The organism is Parvularculales bacterium (assembly GCA_036881865.1).
GTDB lineage: Bacteria > Pseudomonadota > Alphaproteobacteria > JAPOUT01 > JBAJNM01 > JBAJNM01.
The window spans coordinates 51,419-71,262 of sequence record JBAJNM010000004.1 but is presented as its reverse complement, the minus strand read 5'-3'; the positions used below and the strand labels follow the sequence as shown (position 1 = coordinate 71,262).

Sequence of the window (19,844 nt, the reverse complement as noted above, 5' to 3'; positions counted from 1 at the left end):
GAGGTTTTACAATTTAAGGGTTGAAAAAATATCACCGTCAGGAGCCCGTTCGTCCCGCAATCTCAGACCGTCGGCGTAATATCTCAATACTTGATAATAGCATGACGGAAAGCAATATCAAAATAGAGGCCACGGCTAAAATTGTCGGACTTATCTGCTCGCGGAGGCCCGCCCACATCTGCCGCGGAATGGTGCGTTGTTCAAAACCGGCCAGAAACAAAATCGTGACAACCTCATCAAAAGAAAGGGCAAACGCAAACAGTGCACCGGCTATCACTCCCGGTAAGATAAGAGGTAGGGTTATTTTGAAAAATACTGTTGGTGCGGTTGCGCCAAGGCTAGCACCTGCCCGGCTCAGATTCTGATCAAAACTGGCCAGAGTAGCCGTTACGGTGATAATCACAAAAGGGATGCCGAGAGTGGCGTGTGCTAAAATAATGCCCAGATGGGTTTGTGCTAGACCAATAGAGGAATAAAAGAAAAACAGACCCGTTGCTGTAATAATAATGGGCACAATCATAGGCGAGATAAGCAGACTCATGATTAACGCACGGAAAGGCATGTTGGCACGGCTTATGCCCAGAGCAGCAAGGGTCCCCAATGATGTTGCCAGTGCTGTAGCACAGATGGCAATAAAAAAACTGTTTTTAGCGGAATGAATCCATTGGGAGTTTTGCCAACTATCCAGTAACCATGCGAAGGAGAAAGGATCTTCCGGTGCAGCCATGCCGTTGGTTATGACATCTTTGTACCAGCGCAGAGAAAAAGCGTCCGGATCTAATGTCAACATTCCCGGCGTAAACGTAAAATACGGCTCCGCATTGAACGACAAGGGAATAATAATCAAAATAGGTGCAATCAAAAAAATAAGGACGGCGCCACATATCACTCGAAAAAAGACGTACCATATTCTTTCAAAAAGGCTAGCGGAAGGAGGTAGGGCCATGGAATTACCCGAGCCTCACATTTTCTGCACCGGCCAGCCGATTGTATAAGTAATACAGGATAAAGACCGCCGTTAGAAGGATAACGCTGATGGCGGCTCCCAGACTCCAGTTCAGCGATCTTTGAATGTGGAATGCAATCTGACCGGAAATGAGTTCTCCAGATTGACCACCTACCAAAGCCGGTGTGATGTAATAGCCGATAGCTAGAATAAAAACCAGCAAGACTCCTGCGCTAACACCCGGTGCAGCTTGCGGCATGTAAACTTTCAGGAAAGCGACAGGCTGCGATGCACCCAGCGATCGGGCGGCGCGCATGTAATGAGGTGGGATAGTGCGCATGATACTATAAAGTGGTAAAATCATGAATGGCAGGAGAATATGCGTCATGGCCACGACAGTTCCGGTTGCATTGTAGATCATCTGTATTCGGTTCATATCGTCAATAAGACCGGTTGAGACAAGTATATCGTTCAGGACGCCCTCGCTTTGCAACAGGACAATCCACGATGTAGTGCGCACCAAAAGGGATGTCCAGAAGGGGAGAAGAACGCATATCATCAAGATATTAGAGCGGCGCAACGGCATATTAGCGAGCCAGTAGGCTACGGGAAAACCCAATACCAGACACAGGCCGGTAATCAAGGCACTTATGCCGAACGTGCGCACAAACAATGGGACGTATATGCGATAGTCTTCATCCTTAAGTGTAATGTTGCCATCTATATCCTGTCGCGCATCCACGGCGGAGAGATAAAAATCCGGTGTATAGGCGTGGGATGTCTTCTTCATGGCAATCCATGTCGTGGGATCCGCCCAGCGTTCATCCCAGCTGATTATAGTCTCCCGTGTAGGGGCGCTACCCATCTGTTTTGCCTTGCGGGCGGCAGATGTAAACAGGCTACGGGCACCGGGGAGTTCATAATTGAGCCTCGTTGCGACTTTGCCGGTGGTTTTTTCCTGACCGCTTTTCCAAAGATCTTCTCCAAGCGCTCGCCATGCGGCTTCGTTAGGCAGAGCGGGGGGTGACCAAGTCCTGAGGGCTTCGGTTGTGCGGGGAAAGTGGTCCGGAAAGGTAGCGTTATGGACGCTACGCGTCATGATAAGAGTTATGGGAACAATAAAACCTACCAAGACAAAGATAAGAAGGGGAACTGTCAGAAAAAAAGTGCGTAACCGTGCACGACGGTGTATCTTAGTAAAATAAGCCTTCAGGTCTTGGGAGTTATCCTCAGAGATAGACGGGTTTTTATCCTGTGCACTCATGGACTCAACCTAGACGAGATTTGCATACAATCTTGGCATACAAGTTACAATGAAAGCCGATATAGGTGATCGTCGACAGAACAATATGTCTGCTTTTATATCAGACTCCATCGGGCCAAGAACTGCATTATGTATCTTTCGTTTATGATCCCGCTTGAACAAGCCATGCATTAAACCTCTCGTTCATCTCGTCTTGGTGATCTGCCCACCATTCAGAGTTACTCTGCAGGGACTTTTTCAAATTTTGCGGTGCGGTTGGCAGATGAGGTGCCATATCTACACCGGTTTCCTTATCCTTGCCGACCAACGGTATGGACGAGAGGCGTGCCGGACCATAAGAGATATATTGTGCTTGGTCTGCGAGCCGCTGAGTATCCGAGGCAAAGGTAATGAAATCAAGAGCCAGATCTTTGTTTCTTGATCCTTTGGGAATGGCCCATAAATCAATGTCAAAAATCTGACCATCCCAGACAATTTCAAAGGGTTTTCCTTCTTTAATAGCAGCATTGAAAATACGGCCATTAAAAGCAACGGACATGGAAACTTCTCCATCCGCCAACATTTGTGGAGGTTGAGCACCGGCTTCCCACCACAAAATGTCATCCTTGATGCTATTCAGTTTGGCAAAGGCGCGATCAATGCCCACCTTTGTGCTCAGCATGTCGTAGACATCCTCAGGGGCCACGCCATCACCCATCAGCGCTATTTCCAGAGTAGTTTTGGGTATCTTGCGCATGCCCCGCTTGCCGGGGAATTTTGTCGTATTAAAGAAATCCTCAATAGTCGTCGGCGCGTTGCCCAAGAACTTATTCTTGTCATAGGCATAGATTGTGGACCACACAATAGACGGCACAGCGCACGGTATAAGTGAACCAGGCAAGAAGTCCTTCACGGCGGGAGTGCCATCCGGCGCAGGTGATTGCTTGGAAAAGTCAATTTCCTCGAACAATCCCTCATCGCAACCACGCTGAGCATCGGACGTTTCAAGGTCCACAGCGTCCCACGTCACGTTGCCGGATTCTACTTGTGCCTTTATCTCGGCAAGACCTCCGTTATAGTCCACCGAGTTAATACCGCGGCCTGTCATGGCAACCCAAGGCTTGTGATATGCCTCTTCCTGACTTTTCTTATAAGCTCCGCCCCAACTTACGACAGTTATCCCTCTGTTATCCTCTCCCTCTCCGTCATAGAGAACGAAGCCAATGATAACAACGGCAACTGTGAGAACAATAAATCCTAAAATTTTGCTGTTCATACTTTCCTCAATTTTTGCCTTTACTTCACTTCTGTTTTTAGTAAAAAACTATCTGGGCGCAAATCCGAGTTATAGACTCAACTGTCCTGATAGTCCAGCGCTCTGCAATCTTGTGTGTTCCAGCCGATTGTTATGGGGCGGTTTCTATTAATTTTTTCTCGGTCATAAATGCTGGGGAGTTTGACAACGAACTCCTCCGAGAGTTCCGTTTGTATGATGATGCGCACATGGTCGCCATGATACGCAATTTCTGTAATTGCCCCTTTCAGTTGATTTTGTGGCATCTGGTGTTGTTCAGGGTCAGCGGGATTGTTTTCCGGATGCGTGCCATCGGCGCTGATCCAGATTCTCTCCGGACGGATAGACAACATGGTGCGCATACCGGGCTTATCCACCTTGACTGCCTGGGCGTGGACGGTAGCGCCTGTTTCCAATGCAACCGTGCAGATGCCATTGGAGACAGACTTAATTTTACCGGGTAGACGATTGTTCTCACCAATAAACTGAGCGACAAAGGCATTGGCAGGTTGTTCATAAAGTTCATTTGGTGGCGCTAGTTGTTGAATAACACCATCCTCAAAAACGGCAATTCTATCTGATATTGTTAGCGCTTCACCTTGATCGTGCGTAACGTAAACAACCGTCATGCCCAATTTGTCATGAAGGTGCTTAATTTCATACTGCATCTGTTCGCGAAGAGCTTTATCTAGAGCACTCAACGGTTCATCCATCAAAATAAGTTCAGGCTCAAAAACTAAGGCTCGCGCTAGGGCTACCCGTTGTTGTTGGCCGCCGGATAATTGCGAGGGATGGCGATCTCCAAGATTAGTCAGTTCAACCATATCCAAGGCGCGGGCAACCTTGTCGGTAATAGTGGCCTTGTCCATCTTGCGCACCCGCAAAGGAAACGCCAAATTTTCATATACAGTCATGTGGGGAAACAAGGCGTAGTTTTGAAATACCATCCCAATGCCACGCTTGTGGGGGGGGACAGTATTCATTAATTGTCCGTCCAAAAAAACATCGCCACGGGTCGGCGTCTCAAATCCCGCAAGCAACATCAGACAAGTTGTCTTACCCGATCCGGAGGGTCCAAGCATGGTCAGAAACTCTCCCCTGACAATGTCAAGGTTGAGGTGTTTTATGATGAGGGTCACCCCATCATAAGTCTTTTGCACATCCGTAAACCGGATGAAAGGGGTGTCATCCATGTTCAGATTTGTCATTGAGTCCCGTATTATTGCCGGTTTGCTTGGACGAGAGTTTGTGAAGGAATTAGGCGTAGCCCCTCCTTATTTGCATCGTCTTAACCCTGTTGAAACTGCACTGAACCATATCATATGGGTATAGGAAGTAAAGGTTCGGAGGTTTGAGATCAGAGTTCAGAAGGGCAGGCCCTCTTTTATAGAGATGCTGTTCTTTGAGATATTCCGTGATATCCAGGTCGGGCGTTGGAGATAGCGAGAGTGAGAACAATAATCGGCGCGAGACCTGCCAGCACGATAATCAGTGCGGCCTGAGCGCCTTGTTCCAGCAAACCAAGAGAGGCCACGGTGTAGACGTGAGTGGCAAGGGTATCAAAATTGAATGGCCTTAAGATAAGAGTGATGGGTAGTTCCTTCATGGTATCAACAAACACCAGAAGACCTGCTGTGAGTACAGCGGGTCGGATGAGGGGGAAGTGCACGCGCCACAGAATATGAGGAACTGAGTAACCGAGGTTACGGGCAGCCATATCCATAGTGGGGGTAACGCGATTGAGGCCGGTTTCCATGGTGTTGAAAGAAAGCGCCAAAAAGCGCACGAGGTAGGCGAATAGAATGGCCATCAGGCTACCGGTGAAAATAAGACCAGTGCCGATGCCTAAGAGGTCTTGGGATACGTTATCTAGCAGGCGGTCTATGGTTGTCAGAGGAATTAGGATGCCAATGGCGAGGATAGCCCCTGGGATAGCATAGCCAATGCTGGCAAAACGTAAAACACCTTGGACAAGAGCGATGCGGGTTAGACGTCCGGCATAGGCGAGGAACAATCCGGCAAGAACAATAATAAGGGTAGCGGTAGCGGCCAACAACAGACTATTGCTGGCGGCGGGGGCAAAAAGAGCGGCCTCCAAATTTGCGGGTGCATGAGCGGCATGCCAGACCAGCATTGCGCCGGGAATAAGAAACCCGGCTGTAAGGGGGATGGTGCATCCGATTAAAGCGGCCACAGCTTTGAGGCCCGCGAGTTGATGGCGCGGTAGATGTTGATAGCGGCTGGCAGGGGTGTAGTAGCGCTGGTTGCGACGGGTATGACGTTCCAGGGCGATTATAATGAGAACAAAGAGTAGCATCACGGCAGAGATTTGTGCAGCTCCCCCCAGATTACCCCGTTCCAACCAGATATCATAAATCCCGATGGTCAGTGTTCTAACGCCGAAATGCTCCACTGCGCCGATGTCGTTTAAGCATTCCATTAAGACCAGCAATAGTCCTGCTGCCAACGCCGGACGCGCCAGAGGTAAAGCTACAGAATAAAATGATGACCATGATCCGCGACCCAAAGTGCGACTTACCTCAAGAACCCCAGTTGATTGTTGCAGAAAGGCCGCTCGCGCTGTCAGATAGACGTAAGGATACAGCACAAACCCCATAATCATGATGGCACCGGGCAGAGATCGAATGGGCGGAAACCAGTAATCAGCTGGTGCTTGCCATCCCATAAAAGCGCGGAGGTTTGTTTGAATGGGTCCGGCGAACTCCATCAAATCCACCCAAGCGTAGGCTGTGATATAGGTGGGCATGGCAAGGGGAATGAGCAACCCCCATGTGAAAAAACGCCGACCCGGAAATGTGCACATGGTAACAAGCCATGCAGCCCCTGTTCCTAGTGTAAGGGTAAGAAGCCCAACACCCATGAGTAGCAGGGTTGTTTGGAACACATAGTTTGGCAGGACGCTGGCAAGGAGTTGAGGCCAGTCGTTTTCGGTGGGGGTGAGGGCGAGCCACAGGGTCGCTACGAGGGGGGTTGCGATGATGAGGGCGATGCCCAGCGTTCCGAACGTAAACACCCATGCCGTAGAATATCCCGTTGGAGGCAGGGGTGTGGGCGTAGGGGGAGTATGCATCGGTGTATTTACCTGCACACTTTTTACGTCTTTCTGTTATTCATTAAAGCGAACCTCATCGACCAGTTCGCTGGCTTTGCGTCTGAGGGTAGCGATACGATAAAGGGGTGCGTCATCGGGTGTGAAATCGCCCCATGAAGCTACCAGAGGTGACAAGGGGACGTCATCTCGTACGGGATATTCAAAATTGATTTGTGCGTAAAGCTGTTGGGCTGCATCACCGGCTAGGAAGGTCATAAGCTTAAGAGCGTCCTCACGATGAGGGGCGTAGCGCGCCATTGCCATGCCAGACAGATTGACATGAGTGCCGCCCTCTTCAAACATTGGGAAGATAATGCGTACTGCCTTAGCCCATTTTTTTTGTTCTGGGCTTTCATCGTTGGTGGAGGCAAGGCCCAGATAGTAGGTGTTGCCGATAGCAATATCGCATTCTCCGGCAAATACGGCCTTCATTTGTGCCCGATCATTACCGGCAGGACGCCGTGCTTGATTGGCCTTAAGTCCTATGAGCCATTGCCGTACGCTTTCTTCATCATGGTGCGCTAACGCTGCCGCAAACAAGGCAATATTGTAGGGGTGTTGTCCGTCCCGCATACATATTTTGCCGCGCCAGCGCTCATCAGCTAGGGATTCATACGTAAGGGTGCCATCGCTTACCCTCTCACGGGAAGCAAATACAACCCGCGCCCGGCGGGTAAGACCAAACCAATATCTCCGCGGGTCGCGATAGTCGGCAGGAATTAGCCGGTCTAGAATTGCAGAAGTAACAGGCTGAGTGATGCCTGCTGATACGGCGTGTTGCAAACGTCCGATATCTGTTGTCAGGATAACATCGGCCGGTGAGTTTTTGCCCTCCAATGCAATGCGCTCAACGAGTCCTTTGCCCGCAAATAGCACATTCACCGTTATGTCGGTTTCTTTTTCAAAGAGATCAAACAGGGGTTGAACAAGGAAAGGCTGACGATAGGAATAAACATTCACCTCTTTATCTTCTTGATCTTCTTGTTGTGCGGCAACAGGGGCGGTAGGTAACAGGATTGCTACCATAAGGGTCATAACGAACAGGAGAGTTGAGAAAAAGCGAGGGCTCATAAGGTTCATAATGTGTTGGACTTTTATGGAGGATGAAAAGGAGAGCGTGAGGTAAGCATCGAGATGATAATGATAATCATTCTCAATATCACGTCAAGCCTTGAATATGCATGCTTTAATGCATCAAATTCTGGCAATTTTGAAAGGCATTAAAGAAAAATTCCCAAAAAAAGAAGTCCGCGGAAGGCCTCCTTTTTCAGGGGGAAATATCAGAAAGCATATGTCGGGGAGTAGGCGGTAACCGCCCTAATTGGAGATGAGGAGGGCTTGTGGTAGAAGGAGGGGGATATACCTGTATACAATGCAATATGGATACGGCTTACACTATGCCTTTTCTCTCTAATGCTTTGGCAAGAATTAACCCCTCACCCACTCTTGCCGTTACCCAGAAGACCCGTGATATGCGTGCTAAGGGACGAGATGTCATTGGCCTTGGTGCAGGTGAGCCGGATTTTGATACGCCAGACCACATCAAAGCTGCCGCTATCAAGGCAATAGGCGATGGGCAAACAAAATACACACCCGTGGATGGCATTCCCGAACTCAAACAAGCCATCTGTGACAAGTTCAGTCGGGAGAATGGCTTGACCTATAATCCTTCGCAGGCGTTTGTCTCATCCGGTGGCAAGCAGGTTATCTATAACGCCATGATGGCAACACTCAATCCGGATGATGAAGTTATCATTCCTACTCCCTACTGGGTGTCTTATCCGGATATTGTAAGCCTTGCCGGAGCAACGCCAGTGTATGTAGACGCCTGTCTTGAGAATGGGTTCAAACTACAACCCGATGCGCTGGAGGCTACCATTTCGCCGTCCACCAAATGGCTTATCTTTAATAGTCCGTCTAATCCCAGTGGGGCGGCCTATAGCAGGGAGGAACTTAAAGGCTTAACGGATGTTCTAATGCGTCATCCTCATGTGTGGATTTTATCTGACGACATGTATGAGCATCTTGTTTATGACGAATTTGAATTCGTCACACCGGCGCAAATCGAGCCTGGGCTTTATGACCGCACCTTGACTATGAATGGCGTTTCTAAATCTTATGCCATGACCGGTTGGCGCATTGGGTATGCTGCGGGTCCGGAGTCTCTTGTTAAGGCTATGGGCAAGATACAATCTCAGTCTACCACCAGTGCGTCATCTGTTAGTCAGTGGGCAGCGGTGGAGGCTCTCAATGGGCCGCAGGATTTTATGGATGAGCGCCGGATTGCGTTCAAGGCACGCCGTGATTTGATTACTGCTATGATGAACCAAGCAACGGGTCTTGAGTGTCCCACGCCGGAAGGGGCATTTTATGTTTATGTCCGGTGCGAGGGGCTACTTGGCAAGACCGCACCGGGCTTTGGTGAACTCAAGAGTGATGAAGATGTAGTAACGGCTCTGCTGGAAAGCGAGGGTGTTGCTGTTGTCCATGGGGCAGCGTTTGGCTCATCGCCATTTTTTAGAATCTCCTATGCAACCTCGACTGTAGCGTTGGAAGAAGCGGGTCGCCGCATTCAGCGCTTTTGCGGCGTATTAACATAATTACAGGAGAATAAGATCTATGCAGACTGATATTGGCATTCCTGAATAAAAGTGCAGTCAGATTGCCCATGGGTTATCCGCGTCTGTTGGCGGATACCTATACAGTTGTATCTCAAAACCCATAATTACCACTGGGGAATGGTACCGGCCCGATGTTAATATGCTCCATATGATGTTTGAGGGGCAGTATAATGAGGTGTGGATGGCTACAGATCAGATTGCTGAGCGGGATACACTCTTTGGGATCTCCGGCACTGGGGGGAGTTGTCAGGCGTTCTCCAAGTTGAGTGATATTGAAACGCCCGATGCCACCCCTGATGCGATGGGTATGATTGCTGATTTGGTGAAGGGCAAGAAATGGTCGTGCGGACGGCGCGTCAGGTTTTTCCGTCTGTTGAGGAGGCCAGTGATGAATCAACGGCGGATCTTTTGACACAACGGATGGATGCTAGTGAAAAGACAGCATGGATGTTGAGAAGTATGCTAGAATAAAACGTGTGGAGTATAGATTCACACCTTCGTGACGATGGGAGGAATGAATTGTATTGCTCGACGGGGTGGAGTGTTCTGGGTGTTTGTTATCAACAACAAAGAAGGGGATGCACCGGTTAGGAGATGTAACAACGATGCTGATTAAAATTAAACGCGGTTGGGAGATTTCGGAAAATTCTATAACGCCGGAGTCTGTATTTTTTAACAGGCGGCGGTTTTTGGGTGGTGCTATAGCGGCAGCAGCGAGCGTAGGTGCCTTGGGGCTTGGCGGTTGTGGTGAGGAAGAAGACAATAGTGCACAGGCCAATGCCCAAGGCTCTGGTAATCTAAATTCTCAAGATCCCAGCACTCAATATTATCCGGCTCCCCGTAACAAAGTTTATTCGCTAGATCGTGAAGTTACACCAGAAAGTATAACCTCCACCTATAATAATTTTTACGAGTTTGGATCTCACAAACGTATTTCTGCCGCTGCTCAAGCATTGCCCATTCGCCCATGGGAGGTGACCATAGATGGTATGGTGAACAATCCCATGACCACCGATATTGATGATTTACTGAAAAAGGTAACATTGGAAGAACGGCTCTATCGCCACCGTTGTGTAGAAGCATGGGCCATGGCTGTGCCATGGACGGGCTTTCCTCTCAAGGAGTTGGTAGCTCTGGCTGACCCGCTATCTTCTGCGCAATATGTGCGCATGGAGACGTTTCTTAATCCGGATGTTGCAAGAGGGCAACGGCAGGGATGGTATCCATGGCCTTATGATGAAGGGTTGACGCTGGCTGAAGCTAACAATGATATGGCGTTTATGGTGACAGGAGTTTATGGAAAACCCCTGTTGAAACAATTTGGAGCTCCCTTGCGGTTGGCGGTTCCGTGGAAGTATGGGTTCAAGTCCATCAAATCTATTGTGCGTTTTACGTTTACTGACAAAAGGCCTGTTTCATTTTGGGAAGAGGTGTTGCCTGAGGAATATGGTTTTTGGGCCAATGTTAATCCGACGGTACCGCATCCTCGGTGGAGTCAGGCGAGCGAAGAACTTTTAGGAACAGGTGGTCGTCGTGTTCCGACACAATTGTTCAACGGTTATGGTGAAGAGGTTGCGTTGCTCTATAAGGGACTCGAGGGGCAACGACTTTATATGTAGGGAGCAAAAAACAATAAGGGATATTGGTCAAAAAAGTAATGCCGGACCCGCTAAGGGGGAACGGGTCCGGCATTGTGTGGAAGCGTTGATCCTAGGCAAAGAATCAAGGGTTACATGGCGACACTAGGGAGGTATGTGTGCCAACCACGAAAAAGAATGCGCAAACAATTACGCACGCACTCAAACAACCCAAATTAACAAGATGGACATAAAAATCTCCCCATCTGTCCGCTCCCAACCTCCCTGATTATACAGACTTGGTGATTTGTTGCAAGAGTTTGAGTAGAGCCTTGTAAATCGGGTGAAGGCGGCTATTTTAAGGGTTTTTTCACTACATTACATGAGCTAACCGATAGGGTCGTCCATAGAGGGATTCAGGACTGTTTTTAGCCCGTCTGTGTTGTCAGAAACCGTTCGGCATCCAAGGCAGCCATGCACCCTGCACCTGCAGCTGTCACCGCCTGACGATAAATCTCATCAGTCACGTCGCCGGCGGCAAAGACCCCCTCAATGGTGGTGGCGGTAGAATCAGGTTTAGTTACCAGATAGCCATTCTCGGTCATGAGAAGTTTGCCGGCAAACAAACCCGTGGAGGGCTGGTGGCCGATGGCAACAAAGACGCCATGGACGGGTATGGTCTGACGCTCACCACTTGTGACATGGCGCAACACGACACCCTGAACGCCGGTAGAACTATCCTCGCCGGTAATCTCTTCAACAATATGGTTCCAGATAATTTGGACTTTTTCATGAGCAAACAAACGCTCTTGAAGTATACGTTCCGCCCGCAAACTATCTCTACGATGAACCACATAAACCTTGCTGGCAAAGCGAGTAAGAAAGAGCGCTTCTTCTACGGCTGTATTGCCGCCTCCTACAACAATGACCTCACGGTCCCGATAAAAGAAACCATCGCAGGTGGCACAAGCCGAAACACCAAAGCCGCGAAGCCGCTCTTCTCCCTCAACGCCGAGCCATTTAGCCTGAGCGCCAGTGCTGATAATCAGGCTATCGGCTGTATAAAAATTATTGCTGTCTCCTGTGAGGTGGAAGGGGCGACGGGTTAAATCCACTTGTGTGATGGTATCGTTGACGAGTACAGTTCCTATATGTCGGGCTTGGGCTTCCATTTGCTCCATGAGCCATGGGCCTTGTATGACGTCTGCAAAGCCGGGATAGTTTTCTACGTCCGTAGTTATGGTCATCTGACCACCCGGTTGCGGACCTTGTACCAAAAGGGGAGATAGCATGGCGCGGGCGGCGTAGACTGCGGCGGTATATCCGGCTGGCCCTCCGCCGAGAATGATCACTTTAGCGTGTTGGCCCTGAGTTTCTGGCATTGCGGGATAGGTCTATATAATTAAAGTGAGATAGAGTCCCACCATAGCGACCATTTAACGGGGTTTCAATTTTTAAATGCCCCATGCTTGGCGGAGAGCGTGCGCAATATCCGGTGTTGCATTGAGAGGTGGGTAAGTCCACTCTTCTATTTGATCTCCAAAGAAACGGACAATGCCCGCTTGGGTCATATCTTCAAGGAAGCGGGTATGACGGGTGGAGGCTTGTCTAGTGTGAAAGACATAAACAGGCTTGCCTGTAACGGCAGCCTCGCCAACCATGTTGGTTGAATCCCCCGTGACTACCACCACATCCGCCAACCCCAGAAATCCGGCATAAGGGTTAGGCGGTGTGCCACTCCACATCCAGAAAGGCAAGTCTCTCAGAGCCTTTCTCAACAGGGCGATACGCCATTCGCCGGTGCGGCGAGAGGGGGTAATCATCAATCCGGCCCCCTTGTTTTGCGCTATTCGTCTTAACCTTGAACACAGGCGATACATATCGTCTTTGTTGAGGGCTCCCCCCGCGCGAGTATCCCCCCCCACTAGAACGGCGATGCGAGGGCGTGGCAAAAATGATAATTTTTCCGACCACAATGCAGTTTCCCTCTGTAATTTCTCCACCGTCAGCAGATGAGGATGGGTTAGGGTGGAAAAAACATTATCTCCCTCCAGACCATCATGACGGGGAGCCCAGACAAAATCAAAATGACGTAGGGGAATATGAGGATTTTGCAGAAGGGCCACAAAGGTCTTACCCCCTGACCAGCGCTTCATGGTACGGGCGTAGGGTATGCTTTGGCGACCAAGGGCAATTAGCAAGTTTGGCCATGGCGGTTTGATGTCAGGGCAGGGGGCGGCAGGGCCATGGGGGGCCAACCAGCGCCAAGGAGCGGGGGGGCTTACCCGTTTTATCACAGGCTCAATATCTAGAGCTTGGGCTAGCCCCAAACATTGATTCTCCATACCCACAGCGCCTCCGGTAATAACCCATGCTTTATAAGGTGGGGAATAGGATTGAGGCTTTGTGTTATGTTGTTCCAGCTTTTGTTCGGTAGATGAAATTTTATTGCTGAAATTAGTCACTGAACGTTTTACTTTCACCATCGGGCTCTGGTCACTTTTTGGTCGAGTTTTGAGGGAAGGAGTAAATTATGCCAAGGGCTACGTTGGATACCACAGATTGGCGAATACTTGAAGCGCTTCAGACTCATGGCCGGGTGACCAATGTTGCCCTAGCTTCCCGGGTGGGCATATCACCACCTTCTTGTTTGCGGCGGGTGCGGGCACTGGAGAAAAAAGGATTGATTCGTGGTTATTATGGTGACCTCAATATCACCGCCCTTGGGTTTGAAGTGACAGTGTTCGCTATGGTTGGATTGCACAGTCAGGCGGAATCTGATCTTCAAGCCTTTGAGGCCCGTGTTGCGGATTGGCTCATGGTGCGGGAGTGTTACATGCTAAACGGCGATATTGATTTTATCTTGAAATGTGTTTCCCCCAATCTGGCGGCTTTTCAAATTTTCTTGACGAAAAAACTAACACCTGCGCCCAATGTTGCCCATGTGAGGACGGCGCTGACTATTCGCCGGTCTAAATATCTGCCTGGTGCACCTCTTGAGGGGCGGTCAACGGGGGATGAGGAGAGCGCTTAATAAAGCAGAGATAATGTGTGTGGGGGTGGACATTCGCCTTGTTCAGTGCGAAAAGATTGAGGGAAATCGTTGCATAACGAATAGGTAAACAGGACGGGAGCGGAATATGTCGCAAAGCGATATTGCAGATCGTGATGGTATGCAGAACGGTCAAGCACAAGATGGCGGAGAGGAGTCAACGCGCCGCGATTTCATCTATATTGCAACAGCCTCTTTTGGTGCCGTTGGGGTGGCGGGTGTTGCTTGGCCTTTGATTGATCAGATGAACCCTGATGCTTCTGTTCGTGCTTTGGCGGCGGTGGAGATTGATATTTCTGCTGTTGAGGTTGGTCAGTCCATCACTGTAAAGTGGCGCGGTAAGCCGGTTTTTATCCGCCATCGCACAGAGGAGGAAATTACTTCTGCTGAAGCGACCCCTCTTAGCGATCTACCTGATCCGCAATCCGATGAAGCTCGCATACAACGACCGGAGTGGTTGGTAATGGTAGGTATCTGCACTCATTTGGGTTGTGTGCCGCTGGGGCAGAGGGGCGACTATGGGGGCTGGTTTTGTCCTTGTCATGGGTCTCACTATGATACCTCCGGACGTATCAGGAAAGGTCCGGCCCCGTTAAATTTGGAAGTACCGGATTATGTATTCCTTACCGATACGCGTATCAGGATAGGTTAGTAGTAGGGCTAAGGATAGAATGAGTCACAAAAACACATATGTTCCCAAAACCGGTATATCTCGGTGGATGGATGAACGCTTACCTATCATACGATTTGCACATGATAATATTCTGGACTACCCGACGCCAAAAAATCTCAATTATTGGTGGACCTTTGGCGGCATTTTGAGCTTCTTTTTGGTCTCACAAATTATCACCGGCATTGTGTTGGCGATGCACTATGTCCCTAATGTTGATTTAGCCTTTGGTAGTGTTGAACATATTATGCGGGATGTGAATTACGGTTGGCTTATCCGCTATGCTCACGCAAACGGTGCCTCTTTGTTTTTTGTCGCCGTTTATATTCATATATTCCGGGGGCTTTACTATGGTTCCTACAAAGAGCCTCGGGAAATTTTGTGGATTTTAGGTGTTGTGATTTATTTGCTGATGATGGCAACTGCCTTCTTTGGTTATGTTTTACCGTGGGGACAGATGAGTGTATGGGGGGCTACGGTTATTACCAATCTCTTCGGAGCTGTGCCTTTTATAGGTGAGGCGGTACGTGAGTGGTTGTGGGGCGATTTTTCTGTAGGAAATGCCACCCTAAACCGCTTCTTCAGTCTGCATTATCTGTTGCCTTTCATGATTGCCGGCGTTGTGGTGTTGCATATCTGGGCGCTTCATGTACCGGGCAACAATAATCCTGTGGGCATTACGGCTAGGCGAGATCAGGATACGCTACCTTTTCATCCCTACTACACACTCAAGGATGGTTTTGCTCTGACGTTATTTTTGATTCTGTTTGCGTGGTTTATCTTCTTTGATCCCAACGCTATGGGGCATCCGGATAATTATGCCGAGGCTAATCCACTGGTAACGCCGGAACATATTGTACCGGAATGGTATCTCACACCGTTTTATGCCATCTTGCGTGCCATTCCCGACAAACTGATGGGCGTTGTTGCCATGTTTGCGGCTATTCTTGTTTTGTTTTTCTTGCCGTGGCTTGATACATCCAAAGTGCGCTCGGCGAGGTTTAGGCCTCTTTATAGGCAGTTTTTCTTTATCTTCGTTGCTGTCTGTATAGCGCTGGGCTGGCTTGGTACACAGCCGGCGGAAGGAATCTATGTGACCGTAGCACGTTTGCTGACGGCTTGGTATTTTGCTCACTTTCTTATCGTGATGCCTCTTTTAGGTATGTGGGAGAAAACATCTCCCTTGCCGGAGAGCCTCTCTAAGCCTGTATTATCTGAGGGCGAAAGAGGGGCATCGTGAGGCTTGTGATAGTGAGAAGCTCTGCGCTGGCGTTATCTTTGTTGGCGATTGTTGGCATCGCCGGTGTTGTGGGTGGGGCGGGATTATCATGGGCTGCCGGGGAGCAGCGCACCCTCAAGCAGCCGGGTTGGTCTTTTGAGGGGCCATTTGGTCTCTACGATCGTGATGCTCTGCGCCGTGGGTATCAGGTTTATACGGAGGTCTGTGCTTCTTGCCATAGCATGCGGTTTTTGTCCTATCGCAATTTGGGCGATGAGGGTGGTCCGGCGTTCAGTGCTGAAGAGGTTAAGGCTCTGGCAGCTGAACATGAAGTGGAAGACGGGCCTGACCAAGAAGGCGACATGTTCACTCGTCCGGCGTTGCCAAAGGATGCGTTTGTGTCGCCCTTTCCTAATGAGCAAGCCGCGCGGGTTGCCAATGGCGGGGCTTTGCCGCCGGATTTGTCTCTTGTAGCCAAGTCGTATTTTGATGGGTCGGATTATATCTATTCTCTTTTGACGGGGTATGGGGAGGCAGCGCCGGAGGGGGTTACGGTTCCGGGGGGACAATATTACAATCCTTATTTTTCCGGCGGTTTGGTTGCCATGGCGCCGCCCCTATCAGACGAGATAGTGGATTATGCCGATGGCACACCGGAAACCGTTGATCAGATGGCAAGAGATGTCGTGCAGTTTCTGACGTGGGCGGCGGAGCCCAAAATGGAGGAGCGCAAGCGGATTGGCTTTCAGGTGCTGATTTATCTTGTAATTCTGGCAGGGTTGTTCTTTTTTGCCATGCGCAAAGTGTGGACTGACGCTCACTAATCTGGCGTAATCGTCATTGAAGGTAGCGGCGAGTTTAATGTGGGCCATGGATGGAAGTATAGACATGGTCACCGGAAATATAGGTATCATGATTTTTCAGCTATTTTATAGTTGAGATTGTTGTTTTCCCCTGTATCTCCTTAACACTTACAACATGCTGCGCAATATCAGGAACTGAATAGTCAACGGTCAATTCTACCACCCATGGTTTTCCTGCTTGGTCTTTCTTCTTCATCTCCCCATATGGGTAACAACAGATTCTTGAAAAAGTATTATGGTCTCTTCTGTTGTGAAATTTTGCAAATCCGCTATTTATAGGACAAAGCCATATTTTACTTCGGTGTGCTTCGATTAGAGAGTGTGTGCATATTTCGAGGACATCATGTTTTCTATTTCTGTAGGCTCTTGCTGAAGTCAGTCTAAATAATCTTTCTTCTGTTAACCAAAAGAAAACCTTTCTATTTAGCGTCCTATACCAGTCGGCAGGTGTAATGTCCTTAGGCAAGCATTGCTGAAGATCTTCCTCGCTCATGGGGCCTTGGTCTCTTATCACCACACCTCTTGGTAAAGAGGGATTGTTAATATCAACACATTCTTGGCGATGCTGTTCTTCTATGGGTTTTGATTTTGATCGCCATCTCTCTTCTATGGCTTATCGCTCTTCCCCTGTATAACCATACAGGTCAAGGAGTGCACTTGTGCTGAATAAACCTTGTTTTTCTATTGAAGACCAAGAGCCTCTTTCGGCCATATGATAAAGTTTAGGACAGTTCTCGATAAGTTCTTCAAGTTCTTCTTCGGTCATCACGCCCTCCTATTAATAACATTCCGCTATGACTGTTGTGGCCAGATATGGACGTCTCTAATTACCTGTGCGAAACAAAACAACGTCACCATCTTGCATGACATACTCCTTGCCTTCCAATCGAAGTTTGCCTGACTCCCGTGCGGCGTTATAGCCGCCAAGAGAAACATAATCATCATAAGGAATAATCTCGGCGCGGATAAAACTTTTTTCAAAATCGCTGTGAATAATGCCTGCCGCTTGAGGCGCTAAACTTGTTGAGGGCGATGTCCAGGCGCGAGCCTCTTTGGGTCCTGCGGTAAACCACGTAATCAGACCCAAAAGAGCATATCCTGCACGAATAAGACGCATTAAACCCGGTTCCTCAAGGTTAAGGGCTGCAAGATATTCTATCTGTTCTTCGTCATCAAGAAGAGCCAGTTCTTCTTCTGTGCGCACGGCAATCACAAGAGCACCTGCGCCTTCGGATTGCGCTAGTTCTGTGACTGCCTGCGTGTGGTTATTGCCGGTTGCGGCGTGTTCTTCAGCCACATTGCAGATATACAAAACAGGCTGTGTGGTCAAAAGTTGTAACCGCTGCCACAAGGCTTGTTTTTCGGGGGTGATGACAGCATCCCGCGCCGGCTTGCCTTCTCGCAGCAGGGCCAGCGCGTCATCTACAAGAACTAACGTTTCTTTGGCCTCTGCATCTTGTCCACGTACTTTTTTCTCTAACACTACCCGGCGTTTTTCCAGACTTTCCATATCCGCCAACATGAGTTCCGTAGTGACAATTTGAGCGTCCGCTACCGGGTCAACCCGTCCTTCCACATGGGTAATATCATCATCTTCAAAACAACGCAGAACGTGAATGATGGCATCTACCTCACGTATGTTGGCCAAAAACTGATTGCCCAATCCCTCGCCCTTGGCGGCCCCTTGCACCAGACCGGCAATGTCAACAAACATCAAACGCGTTGGCACAATGCGCGCCGATTTTGCCAGTGTGCCCAAAGCCTCAAGGCGATCATCTGGCACGGCCACATCCCCGACATTGGGTTCAATGGTGCAAAAGGGATAATTAGCCGCCTGAGCGGAGGCCGTTTTGGTAAGAGCGTTAAAAAGAGTAGATTTACCTACATTGGGCAAGCCAACAATGCCGCATTTGAAACCCATGGGATTTATTCTCTTGTCTGTTGCCGGGGAGTATTGCCGTGGTTAGGTGATAGTATAGAGTGTATGCGGCTGGCAAAGGCATCATCTCGTCCCTCTTCAGCCAGCAGAGGAGCGGCTTCCGACATGGCATCCAGAAGCGGGGTTAGCCATTCGGTTTCCACTTTATTAAAGTTACTTAAAACGTGGGCATTGACCTGCTCTCGTGTACCCGGATGCCCCACGCCAATTCGTACTCTGCGAAAATCGGCGCCTATGTGGGCTATAACAGATTTAATACCGTTATGACCGGCAGCTCCTCCGCCTTTTTTTATACGTATCCGGCTTGGTGCAAGTGCTATCTCGTCATGAAATACCACAATGTTCCCTGGTTCTATACGATAAAATCTCGCTGCCGCCGCTACCGATTGACCCGAAAGGTTCATCCAAGTGGTAGGTTTAAGAACTAGTGCTTTATGGCTGCCTAATCTGCCTTCGCTTACAAGACCCTGAAATCGGTCACGCTCGTTACCAAATATATGGTGCTGGCGAATGGTATCCACAGCCATGAAGCCTACATTGTGACGATGGGTAGCATGAACTGCACCGGGATTACCAAGACCCACAAGCAAAATCATGGGAGCGTCCTCCCTATCCCCAAAATTGTTGCAAGGTTATGTTAAGCCTAGTCGCTATTTTCTGATGAAGCCTCTTCGCTTGCCTCATCTTCTGTGGCCTCTGTGTCCTCTGCTGTTTCCTCTTCTTCGCCACGCAAAGCAGCAGGAGCAGCCACGGTGGCGATGGTGAAATCTCGGTCGGTAATGGTAGGGGTTACGCCATCGGGCAGAGCAACGTGAGATATATGAAAAGAATCGCCAACATCACCCCCTCCCACGTCAACGACGATGTATTCGGGAATTTTATCTGCCGGACAGAGCAACTCCACTTCATGACGGACAATATTCAACACGCCGCCACGCTTAAGACCAGGACTTGCCTCTTCATTGATAAACTGCACGGGCACTTCAACGGTAAGAGAGGTATCTTTATTGAGTAGCATGAAATCTACGTGCATGACGGAATCACGTATAGGGTCTCTTTGCATGGCGCGGGGGATAACCCGTATTTCTTTACCTTCCAGAGTGAGCGTGAGGGGTGTACTCATAAAGCTTCCAGTCTGGATAAGGCGGTTGAGGGTTTTAGGCTCTAGACTAATAGATTCAGAGGCCACCGTGCGACCATACACAACGCCCGGTACACGACCTGACCGCCGTAATGCACGTGCGGCACCTTTGCCTTGAGTTTGTCTTGGTTCCACCGCCAAGGCTGGGGTGTCTGCCATAGAGGTCT

The 19,844-nt window shown here is 49.3% G+C and carries 21 protein-coding genes; 8 read left to right on the top strand and 13 right to left on the bottom strand.

Annotated features, from left to right (window positions below; translation table 11 throughout):
- Positions 1 to 37 precede the first annotated feature (37 nt).
- The 4 genes from V6Z81_02190 to V6Z81_02175 all read right to left on the bottom strand — a co-directional run bounded on the left by V6Z81_02190 (position 38) and on the right by V6Z81_02175 (position 4,676).
- Entirely contained in the window at positions 38 to 946 is a 909-nt protein-coding gene (locus tag V6Z81_02190) for an ABC transporter permease (protein ID MEG9861306.1), read from the bottom strand.
- Positions 947 to 950: 4 nt separating this feature from the next.
- A complete protein-coding gene (locus V6Z81_02185; GenBank protein ID MEG9861305.1) occupies positions 951 to 2,210 on the bottom strand; it encodes an ABC transporter permease in 1,260 nt (419 codons plus the stop codon).
- 142 nt (positions 2,211 to 2,352) lie between these two features.
- Positions 2,353 to 3,465: an ABC transporter substrate-binding protein gene (locus tag V6Z81_02180; GenBank protein ID MEG9861304.1), complete on the bottom strand. Its 1,113-nt coding sequence runs from the start codon at positions 3,463 to 3,465 to the stop codon at positions 2,353 to 2,355.
- Between the two features lie 77 nt (positions 3,466 to 3,542).
- Positions 3,543 to 4,676, bottom strand: coding sequence for an ABC transporter ATP-binding protein (locus V6Z81_02175; GenBank protein MEG9861303.1), 1,134 nt, complete (start codon positions 4,674 to 4,676; stop codon positions 3,543 to 3,545).
- Between V6Z81_02175 and V6Z81_02170 the strand changes: the two genes are divergently transcribed.
- The gene (locus V6Z81_02170) at positions 4,675 to 4,815 is read left to right on the top strand and encodes a hypothetical protein (protein MEG9861302.1); all 141 of its coding nucleotides are present in this window, start codon (positions 4,675 to 4,677) and stop codon (positions 4,813 to 4,815) included. The two genes, V6Z81_02175 and V6Z81_02170, sit on opposite strands and share 2 nt — an antisense overlap.
- Positions 4,816 to 4,867: 52 nt before the next feature.
- Here V6Z81_02170 and V6Z81_02165 read toward each other — a convergent pair whose 3' ends face one another.
- Together V6Z81_02165 and V6Z81_02160 are read right to left on the bottom strand one after the other, a co-directional pair.
- Positions 4,868 to 6,574 (bottom strand): iron ABC transporter permease, encoded by a 1,707-nt coding sequence (locus V6Z81_02165; GenBank protein MEG9861301.1) that lies wholly within the window; start codon positions 6,572 to 6,574, stop codon positions 4,868 to 4,870.
- 36 nt (positions 6,575 to 6,610) lie between these two features.
- Positions 6,611 to 7,675, bottom strand: coding sequence for an extracellular solute-binding protein (locus V6Z81_02160; protein MEG9861300.1), 1,065 nt, complete (start codon positions 7,673 to 7,675; stop codon positions 6,611 to 6,613).
- A 317-nt stretch (positions 7,676 to 7,992) separates the two neighbouring features.
- Here V6Z81_02160 and V6Z81_02155 point away from each other — a divergent pair, with 317 nt between their 5' ends.
- The 3 genes from V6Z81_02155 (at position 7,993) to msrP (ending at position 10,835) form a co-directional block, all read left to right on the top strand.
- Positions 7,993 to 9,195: a pyridoxal phosphate-dependent aminotransferase gene (locus V6Z81_02155; GenBank protein ID MEG9861299.1), complete on the top strand. Its 1,203-nt coding sequence runs from the start codon at positions 7,993 to 7,995 to the stop codon at positions 9,193 to 9,195.
- 357 nt (positions 9,196 to 9,552) lie between these two features.
- Positions 9,553 to 9,687 carry a hypothetical protein gene (locus V6Z81_02150; GenBank protein ID MEG9861298.1) on the top strand — a complete coding sequence of 45 codons (135 nt, stop codon included), beginning with the start codon at positions 9,553 to 9,555 and terminating at the stop codon, positions 9,685 to 9,687.
- A gap of 134 nt (positions 9,688 to 9,821) precedes the next feature.
- On the top strand, positions 9,822 to 10,835 hold the full coding sequence (gene msrP, locus V6Z81_02145; GenBank protein MEG9861297.1) for a protein-methionine-sulfoxide reductase catalytic subunit MsrP: 1,014 nt from the start codon (positions 9,822 to 9,824) through the stop codon (positions 10,833 to 10,835).
- A 386-nt stretch (positions 10,836 to 11,221) separates the two neighbouring features.
- On the opposite strand, the gene trxB is transcribed toward msrP, so the two are convergent.
- Entirely contained in the window at positions 11,222 to 12,175 is a 954-nt protein-coding gene (gene trxB / locus V6Z81_02140) for a thioredoxin-disulfide reductase (GenBank protein ID MEG9861296.1), read from the bottom strand.
- Positions 12,176 to 12,247: 72 nt separating this feature from the next.
- Complete coding sequence (locus tag V6Z81_02135; protein ID MEG9861295.1) at positions 12,248 to 13,279, bottom strand: mitochondrial fission ELM1 family protein; 1,032 nt, start codon at positions 13,277 to 13,279, stop codon at positions 12,248 to 12,250.
- Between the two features lie 47 nt (positions 13,280 to 13,326).
- Between V6Z81_02135 and V6Z81_02130 the strand changes: the two genes are divergently transcribed.
- The 4 genes from V6Z81_02130 to V6Z81_02115 all read left to right on the top strand — a co-directional run bounded on the left by V6Z81_02130 (position 13,327) and on the right by V6Z81_02115 (position 16,558).
- Complete coding sequence (locus tag V6Z81_02130; protein MEG9861294.1) at positions 13,327 to 13,827, top strand: Lrp/AsnC family transcriptional regulator; 501 nt, start codon at positions 13,327 to 13,329, stop codon at positions 13,825 to 13,827.
- A 106-nt stretch (positions 13,828 to 13,933) separates the two neighbouring features.
- A complete protein-coding gene (petA, locus tag V6Z81_02125; protein MEG9861293.1) occupies positions 13,934 to 14,497 on the top strand; it encodes a ubiquinol-cytochrome c reductase iron-sulfur subunit in 564 nt (187 codons plus the stop codon).
- Between the two features lie 19 nt (positions 14,498 to 14,516).
- Positions 14,517 to 15,755 carry a cytochrome b N-terminal domain-containing protein gene (locus V6Z81_02120; GenBank protein MEG9861292.1) on the top strand — a complete coding sequence of 413 codons (1,239 nt, stop codon included), beginning with the start codon at positions 14,517 to 14,519 and terminating at the stop codon, positions 15,753 to 15,755.
- 11 nt (positions 15,756 to 15,766) lie between these two features.
- Complete coding sequence (locus V6Z81_02115) at positions 15,767 to 16,558, top strand: cytochrome c1 (protein MEG9861291.1); 792 nt, start codon at positions 15,767 to 15,769, stop codon at positions 16,556 to 16,558.
- Between the two features lie 100 nt (positions 16,559 to 16,658).
- Here the strand turns inward: V6Z81_02115 and V6Z81_02110 are convergent, their stop codons facing one another.
- The 5 genes from V6Z81_02110 to V6Z81_02090 all read right to left on the bottom strand — a co-directional run bounded on the left by V6Z81_02110 (position 16,659) and on the right by V6Z81_02090 (position 19,836).
- The gene (locus tag V6Z81_02110; GenBank protein ID MEG9861290.1) at positions 16,659 to 17,090 is read right to left on the bottom strand and encodes a hypothetical protein; all 432 of its coding nucleotides are present in this window, start codon (positions 17,088 to 17,090) and stop codon (positions 16,659 to 16,661) included.
- A gap of 120 nt (positions 17,091 to 17,210) precedes the next feature.
- A complete protein-coding gene (locus V6Z81_02105; protein MEG9861289.1) occupies positions 17,211 to 17,363 on the bottom strand; it encodes a hypothetical protein in 153 nt (50 codons plus the stop codon).
- A 57-nt stretch (positions 17,364 to 17,420) separates the two neighbouring features.
- On the bottom strand, positions 17,421 to 18,518 hold the full coding sequence (ychF, locus tag V6Z81_02100; GenBank protein ID MEG9861288.1) for a redox-regulated ATPase YchF: 1,098 nt from the start codon (positions 18,516 to 18,518) through the stop codon (positions 17,421 to 17,423).
- A 5-nt stretch (positions 18,519 to 18,523) separates the two neighbouring features.
- Positions 18,524 to 19,132 (bottom strand): aminoacyl-tRNA hydrolase, encoded by a 609-nt coding sequence (gene pth, locus V6Z81_02095; protein ID MEG9861287.1) that lies wholly within the window; start codon positions 19,130 to 19,132, stop codon positions 18,524 to 18,526.
- Between the two features lie 47 nt (positions 19,133 to 19,179).
- Positions 19,180 to 19,836 carry a 50S ribosomal protein L25/general stress protein Ctc gene (locus tag V6Z81_02090; GenBank protein ID MEG9861286.1) on the bottom strand — a complete coding sequence of 219 codons (657 nt, stop codon included), beginning with the start codon at positions 19,834 to 19,836 and terminating at the stop codon, positions 19,180 to 19,182.
- Positions 19,837 to 19,844: the final 8 nt, after the last annotated feature.

Excerpts from the sequence above, each read along its gene's own strand:
- trxB (MEG9861296.1), bottom strand. The coding sequence starts at position 12,175 with ATGCCAGAAACTCAGGGCCAACACGCTAAAGTGATCATTCTCGGCGGA.
- V6Z81_02105 (MEG9861289.1), bottom strand. The coding sequence starts at position 17,363 with ATGACCGAAGAAGAACTTGAAGAACTTATCGAGAACTGTCCTAAACTT.
- V6Z81_02155 (MEG9861299.1), top strand. The coding sequence starts at position 7,993 with ATGCCTTTTCTCTCTAATGCTTTGGCAAGAATTAACCCCTCACCCACT.
- V6Z81_02090 (MEG9861286.1), bottom strand. The coding sequence starts at position 19,836 with ATGGCAGACACCCCAGCCTTGGCGGTGGAACCAAGACAAACTCAAGGC.
- ychF (MEG9861288.1), bottom strand. The coding sequence starts at position 18,518 with ATGGGTTTCAAATGCGGCATTGTTGGCTTGCCCAATGTAGGTAAATCT.
- V6Z81_02175 (MEG9861303.1), bottom strand. The coding sequence starts at position 4,676 with ATGGATGACACCCCTTTCATCCGGTTTACGGATGTGCAAAAGACTTAT.
- V6Z81_02170 (MEG9861302.1), top strand. The coding sequence starts at position 4,675 with ATGTTCAGATTTGTCATTGAGTCCCGTATTATTGCCGGTTTGCTTGGA.
- petA (MEG9861293.1), top strand. The coding sequence starts at position 13,934 with ATGTCGCAAAGCGATATTGCAGATCGTGATGGTATGCAGAACGGTCAA.
- V6Z81_02185 (MEG9861305.1), bottom strand. The coding sequence starts at position 2,210 with ATGAGTGCACAGGATAAAAACCCGTCTATCTCTGAGGATAACTCCCAA.
- V6Z81_02160 (MEG9861300.1), bottom strand. The coding sequence starts at position 7,675 with ATGAACCTTATGAGCCCTCGCTTTTTCTCAACTCTCCTGTTCGTTATG.
- V6Z81_02190 (MEG9861306.1), bottom strand. The coding sequence starts at position 946 with ATGGCCCTACCTCCTTCCGCTAGCCTTTTTGAAAGAATATGGTACGTC.
- pth (MEG9861287.1), bottom strand. The coding sequence starts at position 19,132 with ATGATTTTGCTTGTGGGTCTTGGTAATCCCGGTGCAGTTCATGCTACC.
- V6Z81_02110 (MEG9861290.1), bottom strand. The coding sequence starts at position 17,090 with ATGAGCGAGGAAGATCTTCAGCAATGCTTGCCTAAGGACATTACACCT.
- V6Z81_02150 (MEG9861298.1), top strand. The coding sequence starts at position 9,553 with ATGGTCGTGCGGACGGCGCGTCAGGTTTTTCCGTCTGTTGAGGAGGCC.
- msrP (MEG9861297.1), top strand. The coding sequence starts at position 9,822 with ATGCTGATTAAAATTAAACGCGGTTGGGAGATTTCGGAAAATTCTATA.
- V6Z81_02135 (MEG9861295.1), bottom strand. The coding sequence starts at position 13,279 with ATGGTGAAAGTAAAACGTTCAGTGACTAATTTCAGCAATAAAATTTCA.
- V6Z81_02120 (MEG9861292.1), top strand. The coding sequence starts at position 14,517 with ATGAGTCACAAAAACACATATGTTCCCAAAACCGGTATATCTCGGTGG.
- V6Z81_02180 (MEG9861304.1), bottom strand. The coding sequence starts at position 3,465 with ATGAACAGCAAAATTTTAGGATTTATTGTTCTCACAGTTGCCGTTGTT.
- V6Z81_02165 (MEG9861301.1), bottom strand. The coding sequence starts at position 6,574 with ATGCATACTCCCCCTACGCCCACACCCCTGCCTCCAACGGGATATTCT.
- V6Z81_02130 (MEG9861294.1), top strand. The coding sequence starts at position 13,327 with ATGCCAAGGGCTACGTTGGATACCACAGATTGGCGAATACTTGAAGCG.